The 7,610-nt window shown below is 61.1% G+C and carries 6 protein-coding genes and 1 pseudogene; 5 read left to right on the top strand and 2 right to left on the bottom strand.

Features of this window, described 5'->3' with window-relative positions:
• Positions 1-423, top strand: a pseudogene (locus JNL55_RS22205) (oxidoreductase); the annotation flags it as partial.
• Positions 420-1,418, top strand: a complete 999-nt coding sequence (locus JNL55_RS22200) for an aldo/keto reductase (protein WP_293859066.1) — start codon at positions 420-422, stop codon at positions 1,416-1,418. The pseudogene JNL55_RS22205 and the gene JNL55_RS22200, both read left to right, overlap by 4 nt.
• Here JNL55_RS22200 and JNL55_RS22195 read toward each other — a convergent pair.
• Positions 1,415-2,308: a helix-turn-helix domain-containing protein gene (locus JNL55_RS22195; protein ID WP_293859063.1), complete on the bottom strand. Its 894-nt coding sequence runs from the start codon at positions 2,306-2,308 to the stop codon at positions 1,415-1,417. The genes JNL55_RS22200 and JNL55_RS22195 overlap by 4 nt on opposite strands.
• A 146-nt stretch (positions 2,309-2,454) precedes the next feature.
• Between JNL55_RS22195 and pobA the strand changes: the two genes are divergently transcribed.
• Positions 2,455-3,624, top strand: a complete 1,170-nt coding sequence (gene pobA, locus JNL55_RS22190) for a 4-hydroxybenzoate 3-monooxygenase (protein WP_293859060.1) — start codon at positions 2,455-2,457, stop codon at positions 3,622-3,624.
• A 3-nt stretch (positions 3,625-3,627) separates the two neighbouring features.
• Here pobA and JNL55_RS22185 read toward each other — a convergent pair whose 3' ends face one another.
• Entirely contained in the window at positions 3,628-4,569 is a 942-nt protein-coding gene (locus tag JNL55_RS22185) for a LysR family transcriptional regulator (RefSeq protein ID WP_293859057.1), read from the bottom strand.
• A gap of 104 nt (positions 4,570-4,673) precedes the next feature.
• Between JNL55_RS22185 and JNL55_RS22180 the strand changes: the two genes are divergently transcribed.
• Both JNL55_RS22180 and JNL55_RS22175 read left to right on the top strand, forming a co-directional pair.
• Positions 4,674-6,812: a 3-hydroxyacyl-CoA dehydrogenase NAD-binding domain-containing protein gene (locus tag JNL55_RS22180; RefSeq protein WP_293859054.1), complete on the top strand. Its 2,139-nt coding sequence runs from the start codon at positions 4,674-4,676 to the stop codon at positions 6,810-6,812.
• Positions 6,809-7,610, top strand: an 802-nt coding sequence (locus JNL55_RS22175) for an amidohydrolase family protein (protein WP_293859051.1), incomplete at its 3' end; no start/stop codon positions are given. The genes JNL55_RS22180 and JNL55_RS22175, both read left to right, overlap by 4 nt.

Here is a 7,610-nt window from a genome sequence, read left to right as displayed (position 1 = left end):
TATACGGTTGATCTGTTCCGGTATCAGACCGGCGAGGATGTGACGATTGCGCACGCCATCCAGGGGCCGAAGCACCCGCAGCTCGGGATTTCCATGGACATGTCGATTCAGTTGAAGACGCGCTCTGGAGCGATCTGCACTTTGTCGCTGTCGTTCAATAACGATGGGCCGCTGGGTACGTTCTTCCGGTACATCTGCGACAATGGCACGTACATTGCGCGCTACGACGATCTGGTGAATGGCAAGGAAGAGAAGATCGATGTGTCCAAGGTCGATGTGTCCATGAATGGCATCGAGCTGCAGGACCGCGAGTTCTTTGCTGCCATCCGTGACAAGCGCGAGCCGAATTCGAGCGTGCATCAGGTGTTGGGGTGCTACCGCACGCTGCATGAGTTGGAACAGCAGTTGGTGGCGCAGGGGTGAATCAGCGAACGCTTGCCAATTCGTCGGTGGCCGAGATCGGCCTCGGCTGTATGAATCTGAGTCATGCTTATGGCACGCCGCCGGGGCCGGCGGAGGCCAAGGCGTTGCTCCATGCCGCTCTGGATCTTGGCGTCGATCATTTCGACACCGCTGCGTTGTACGGCTTCGGCCGTAATGAAGAGCTGGTCGGCGAGGTGTTGCAGCCCTTCCGGGGTCGGATCTTCCTCGCCAGCAAATGCGGGATGACGGGCGTCGACGGCAAGCGAGTCATCGACGGTCGGCCGGAGACGTTGAAACAAACCTGCCACGAGTCGCTGCGGCGACTGCAAACCGACGTCATCGATCTCTATTACCTGCATCGGTGGGATAAGAAAGTGCCGATCGAGGAGAGCGTCGGCGCGCTGGCCGATCTGGTTCGCGCTGGGCACATTCGGTCTATCGGGTTATCCGAAGTTTCCGCCGCGACTTTGAGGAAGGCACATGCTGTTCATCCGGTGGCGGCTGTGCAGAGTGAGTATTCCCTGTGGACTCGGAATCCTGAGATTGGCTTGCTAACTGCGTGCCAAGAGTTGGACGTCGCGTTGGTGGCGTTCTCGCCGCTCGGCCGCGGCTTCCTGGCAGGCGGCATCCCAGATCCGAGGGACTTCGTGGAGAAAGATATTCGCCGCGCGATGCCGCGATTCCAGGCACCGCACTTCGGGAAGAATCGGCAGTTGCTTGATCAGTTCAACCGGGTTGCTTGGGAAGCAGGTTGCACGCCGGCCCAGCTGGCGATCGCGTGGTTGCTGAAGAAGGCACCGAATGTGTTACCCATCGTGGGCACGACGTCGGTGGAGCATCTCAAGGAGGACTTGGCCGCCTCCAAGGTTCGCGTTTCTGCGGAAACGCTCGAAACCTTGGAGCGCCTGATCAACGCCGACACCGTCAGCGGCCCTCGCTACGCCCCCGAAACGTTGGCAGAGATCGACACCGAATCAACCGCTCACGCGGGCTAGTGGTCTCTAGCCTGCGCGCGCTGTTGCTTAGTCCGATACGCCATCGGTGACACTCCAGTCCGCTGCGTAAAGAACCGAGAGAAATACGCCGGGTCGGGGAAGCCACAGGCCTCGGCAATGAGGCCAACGCTCATGCCCGTGTACAGCAGCGTCCTCTTGGCTTCGAGTAGCCTGCGGGCATTCAGCAACGCCAGCGGCGAGCTGGCCGTGCTCCGAACACAAGCCTGTCGCAATCGTTCAGAGCTCACACACAAGCGCTTGGCGTAGTCAGACACTTTAAGCGCCGACCGAAAATGGTCCTCGACCAGAGATCGATACTTCGCCGCGAGTACCGAATCCGCGCCGGTATGCCGCTCCTGCTCAGGCAACAACTGCAGCTTGCGACGAAGCGTCGCCACCAGAATGCTGATCAGCAAAGCCTCAGCCGCGGTCCGGCGTCCAGGCAAATTGCTCCGGAACTCCATCGTCAAGGTTTCGAATTTGGTCGCCAGCGACGCACTGGCATCGGCGGGTAACGGCATCGCTGTCGCTTCCGACAACGCCGGCCGCAGCTCGGCGTTCTCATGAGCGATGCGCTCGATCAACGCGCCGGAGGCGGTGAGAATCCAACCTTCGGTGGCGGGTTTGAAATCGAAACCATGCACACACGCCAACGGCACGGAGATCAACGAGCTGTGCCCAATGGAAAAAGTCTGACCCTCGGCATAGAAGTGACCGCCGCCTTTGATCACCAGCAGCAGGTGATGCAGGTCCCGATGGGCATGGGGCCGAATCGTCCAATCGTGCAGCCGGCTGCGCTCGGCAATGGATTCGATGTGCAAAAACCGCTCATCGACATCGTGAGTCGCTTCGCCGTACAGAAAATACTGTGGAATCCCGCGTCGGGCCACCTGGCGCTCTCCAGTCCAGTGCGGTCGCCATAGTAGCGCGAGCCGCCCGAGGCAGGTTGGGAAAAGTCCAAGAAGTTGTGCTTTTTCTCCATCGTCACCATGGCCCCGTACGCGGCATCTTGTCAGCGTCATCAGGGGGCGAAGCGTTGCGAGCACAAGTTGCCATCATCGGAGCGGGTCCGGCCGGATTGCTGCTGGGTCAGCTGTTGTACAAGGCTGGCATCGACGCCGTCATTCTCGAACAGCGCTCCCCGGACTATGTACTCGGCCGCATTCGCGCTGGCGTGCTGGAGCAGGGCACGGTCGACGTGCTCGATTTGGCCGGCGTCGGCGATCGATTGCATGCGAACGCGTTGCCTCACGACGGCTTCGAAATCGGCGCGAACGGGCGCCAGCACCGCATTCAGCTGAAAGAACTCGTCGGCAAAGTGGTCACCGTCTACGGCCAGACCGAAGTTACGCGCGATTTGATGGAAGCACGAGCCGCTTGCGGCGCGCCGTCGATCTATGAAGCCGAATCGGTCGAGCTGCACGACATCACCAGTGCATGCCCCTCGGTCACCTTCGTTCACAACGGCGAAAAGAGACGGCTGGAGTGTGACTTCATGGCGGGCTGCGACGGTTATCACGGTGTCAGCCGCCGTTCCATTCCGGCCGATGCGCTGTCCATCTTCGAACGCGTGTATCCCTTCGGCTGGCTAGGCGTGTTGGCGGACGTGCCGCCGGCTTGGGACGAATTGATTTACGCCGACTCCGATCGAGGCTTCGCGCTCGCGAGCATGCGCTCGGCGACACGCGTTCGTTGTTACGTGCAGTGTTCGCTGACGGATAAGGTCGAGCAGTGGAGCGACGATCGCTTTTGGGATGAGTTCAAGTTGCGCGTCGGACCGGAAGTCGCCGCTCGCATGACCACGGGTCCGTCCATAGAGAAGAGCATCGCGCCGCTGCGCAGTTTCGTCGCAGAGCCGATGCGCTATGGTCAGTTGTTCTTGGCCGGCGATGCTGCCCACATCGTGCCGCCCACCGGCGCCAAAGGCTTGAATCTAGCCGCCAGCGACGTGTTTTATCTCTACGAAGCGCTGACCGGCTATTACAAGGGCGACTCGCGTGCCGCGTTGGATCACTACTCGGGCCGGGCGCTGCGCCGTGTGTGGCAAGCAGTGCGCTTCTCGTGGTGGATGACGTCGCTGCTGCATCGGTTCCCGGGCGAAGACCCGTTCACCAGCCGTGTTCGTGTCGCCGATCTGCAGTACTTGTTCGGCTCGGAATCGGCGCAACGCACGCTGGCGGAAAATTACGTCGGACTGCCGCTGTAAGTTTCAGCGCCGCGTCGCGCGAGATTTCGGCCGGGTTTCCTTGTCGATGAACAGCTCTGCCACCACCGAGCGCAACCAGCGATTCGCGCCGTCGTGTTGAAAGCGCGTGTGCCAATGCTGTCGGATGACGCGTGGCTTGGCCTTGAACGGCGGCTTCACTAACGTGATGTCGGCCAGCTTGGCCAAGCCGGCGCCGATGGCGTAGGGCACAGTGAAGATCAAATTCGACTGCATCAGGATGGTTGGCACCGCCAGGAAGTGCTCGATGCGCACCGACACTTTGCGGGTCAATCCCTGCGCCTGTAGCTCGGTCTCCAGCGAGTCGTTCAAGTAGCCGGCCGGATGCACGACGGCGTGTACGCCATCGAGGAATTGCCGACGTGTCATCTCGTCCTTGATGGTCGGATGATCGGCTCGCACGATACAAACGAACGAATGCGAGAACAGCCGTTGCTGGAACAGCGCCGCGCCGGTCAGATCCGGATAGTGCCCCAACGCAATATCGACCTCGCCTGAGCGCAACGCCGGCTCGAGTAGCGGCGCCGGTAGATTGACGGTGCGCAACTGCAGCCCAGGCGCGATCTCGTTCAAGCGCGCCAGAATGCGGGGCAGGAACACCAACTCGCCGATGTCCTGCATGTTGAAGGTGACCGAGCGCCGTTCGGTGGCCGGGTCGAAGCTCGGCTGTTGCAGCAGGTCGGAGCGGATGCGGTCGAGAATGGCCTCCAGCGGCGCCGTCAGGCTCTCGGCGAACGGGGTCGGATGAATGCCACGCGAGGTCCGGACGAACAACGGCTCGCCGAACATTTTCCTCAGGCGATTCAACGCAAAGCTGGTGGCCGGCTGGCTCATTTTGAGCGCCCGGGCGGCACCGCTGACGCTGCGCGCCCGGAGCAGGGCGTCGAACACCACCAGCAGGTTCAAGTCGACATCGGCGATATCCATGATGCTTATATCTTATATACCTGTCACCGCTCTTTCCAAATGAGGTAGATCCGGGCGAAATCGCGTCCTAGTCAATCCAGGATCCGAATCAGGGGGTTCCTTCGATGTCATCGTCCAACGTCGTGCGCGTTGAGCGCGACGGCGAGCTCGCGCTAGTCATCGTCCACAATCCGCCGGTCAACACCATCAATGCGGAAGTCCGGGCCGGTTTGCAGCAGGTGCTGCAGACACTCCAGCAGGCTCAGGGCGTGCGTGGTGTGCTATTGCTGTGTGAAGGCAGCACCTTCTTCTCCGGTGCCGACATCGGCGAATTCAGCGGGCCGCCCAAAGAGGAGGAGTATCGGCATCTGTTCAACGGCTACGAGGCACTGAACGTGCCGGTGGTCGCCGCCATGCACGGCACCGTGATGGGCGGTGGCTTGGAGATCGCGCTCGCATGCCATTATCGAGTGGCCGCTGCAGGCACGCGCTTCGGCATGCCCGAAGTGACTCTGGGCATCATCCCGGGCGCAGGTGGCACGCAACGCATGCCTCGCCTCATCGGGGCCGATCAGGCGCTGGAACTGATCGTCACTGCGCGTCCGATCGACGCAGCCAAAGGTCGCGAGCTGGGCTTCGTTGACGAAATCATCGAAGGTGATTTGCGCGCCGGTGCTGCCAACTACCTGCGCTCTCTGATCGCGGCCGGCAAAGGCCCGCGTCGCACGGGCGAGCTAACCGTCGCCGCTGCGACTGCCACGCCTGAAGTGTTCGAGCGTCAACGTCAGCAGGCATGCAAGCTCTATCCGAATCGCACTGCTGCTCAGGTCGCGGTCGAAGTCGTGCAAGCCGCGACTCAGCTGCCGTTCCAGCAAGGTCTGGAGTACGAGACCAAGCGCGTCAACGAGTGCAAGCAGAGCGTCGAATCGAAGGGTTCGGTGCATGTGTTCTTCGCCGAGCGCGAGACACGTCGCATTCCGGGCTTGGCCGAGAGCGTCAAGGCACGCCCGATCAAGTCGGCTGGCGTCATCGGCGCGGGCACCATGGGCGGCGGCATCGCGATCTGTTTCGCGAACGCCGGCATGAAGGTGACTTTGATCGACGCCAACGAGCAGGGCCTGACCAAGGGTCTGGCCAATGTCGACAAGACTTATCAATCGATGGTGAGTCGCGGTCGCTTGAGTGAGGCTGACAAGGCCAAACGCATGGCCTTGATCAGCACCTCGCTGACCTACGACGCACTGAGCGACGCCGACGTCATCATCGAAGCGGTGTTCGAGAGCATGGATCTGAAGCGCAAGATCTTCGCCGAGCTGGATAGAGTCGCGAAGCCGGGCGCAGTGCTTGCGACCAACACGTCGACGCTGGATATCGAACAGATCGCCGACGCCACCAAGCGGCCGCAGGATGTCATCGGCATGCACTTCTTCTCGCCGGCGAACGTCATGCCGCTGCTCGAAGTCGTGCGCACCACCAAGACTTCGGACGAAACCATTCGCACTGTGATGGATCTGGCCAAGCCGCTGCGTAAGACGCCGGTGCTGGCCAAAGTCTGCTACGGCTTCATCGGCAACCGCATGATGGAAGGTTATGCGCGCGAAGCCGAAGCCATGGTGCTGGAAGGCGCCACGCCGCGTCAGATCGACTCGGCGCTGGAAGAGTGGGGCATGGCGATGGGCATTCTCGCCGTGTTCGATATGGCCGGCATCGACGTCGGCGTGAACGTGCACAAGGCCAATGCTTCGCAGTTCCCGCCCGACCCGGCGTACTACCAAGCGGACTTTGCACTCCATGACGCTGGCCGCCTGGGCCAGAAGAACGGCAAAGGCTACTATCGCTACGAGCCTGGCAATCGGGCGCGCTTCGACGATCCCGAGGCCATCAAGATTCTGCAGGAGCGCGCTCAACAGCTGAAGGTGCCGCAGCGTCAGCACACCAAGGAAGAGATCCTGGAGCGTTGCTTGTATCCGCTGTTGAGCGAGGGGCTGCGGATTCTGGGTGAGGGCGTGGCGTTGCGGGCGTCGGATATCGACGTGGTGTGGGCAGCCGGCTACGGTTTCGCACGCTATCGCGGCGGCCCGATGTTCTATGCCGAAACCATTGGCTTGAAGACTTTGTTGGCCGGCATGCGCAAGTATCAGGACATCTTCGGGCCGATGCATTGGCAGCCGGCGCCGTTGTTGGTGGAATTGGTGGAGCGTGGGCTTAGCATTGGCCAGTGGGAAGCCCAGCAACACGCTAACCAGACCGGAGCCGCGCGATGAACATCAACGAGCTGATTGCCATCGACGTGCACACGCACGCCGAAGTGTCTTGCCGGCATGAGCCGGACGAAGCCTGGAAGCCCTTCGAGGAAGCCTCGGCTAAGTATTTCAAGGCCGGCAAGCGACCCAACATTCACGAGACCATCGCTTACTACCGTGAGCGCAAGATCGGTCTGGTGATGTTCACGGTCGATTCGGAGTTTCAGATCGGCGCCCGGCGCATTCCCAACGAAGAAGTTGCGGACGCGGCGCGTGAGAACAGCGACATCATGATGGCGTTCGCCAGCATCGATCCGCACAAGGGCAAGATGGGCGTGCGTGAAGCGCGTGCTTTGATCAAAGATGGCGTGATCAAGGGCTTCAAGTTCCATCCGACGCTGCAGGGTTTCTTCCCCAACGATCGGATGGCGTATCAGCTGTATGAAGTCATCGCCGAGCACAAGCTGCCGGCCATCTTTCATAGCGGTCATTCGGGGATGGGCACCGGCATGCCGGGCGGCGGCGGGTTGCGCCTGAAGTATTCCAATCCCATTCATCTCGATGACGTGGCGGCGGACTTCCCCGACATGACGGTGATCATTGCGCATCCCTCCTGGCCCTGGCAGGACGAGGCGCTGTCGGTGTGTTTGCACAAGCCCAATGTCTATATCGATCTGTCGGGATGGTCGCCGAAGTATTTCCCGCCGCAACTGGTGCAGTACGCCAACTCGCAGCTCAAGACCAAGATGCTGTTCGGCTCGGACTATCCGTTGATCAGCCCCGATCGTTGGATCAAGGATTTCAAGGAAGCCGGCTTCA

This window comes from Steroidobacter sp., assembly GCF_016790065.1.
Taxonomy (GTDB): Bacteria; Pseudomonadota; Gammaproteobacteria; order Steroidobacterales; family Steroidobacteraceae; genus Steroidobacter.
Note: the sequence above shows the minus strand (reverse complement) of the source record. Positions and strands in the feature narration are given on the sequence as shown.

Excerpts from the sequence above, each read along its gene's own strand:
- JNL55_RS22185 (WP_293859057.1), bottom strand. The coding sequence starts at position 4,569 with ATGGATATCGCCGATGTCGACTTGAACCTGCTGGTGGTGTTCGACGCC.
- JNL55_RS22180 (WP_293859054.1), top strand. The coding sequence starts at position 4,674 with ATGTCATCGTCCAACGTCGTGCGCGTTGAGCGCGACGGCGAGCTCGCG.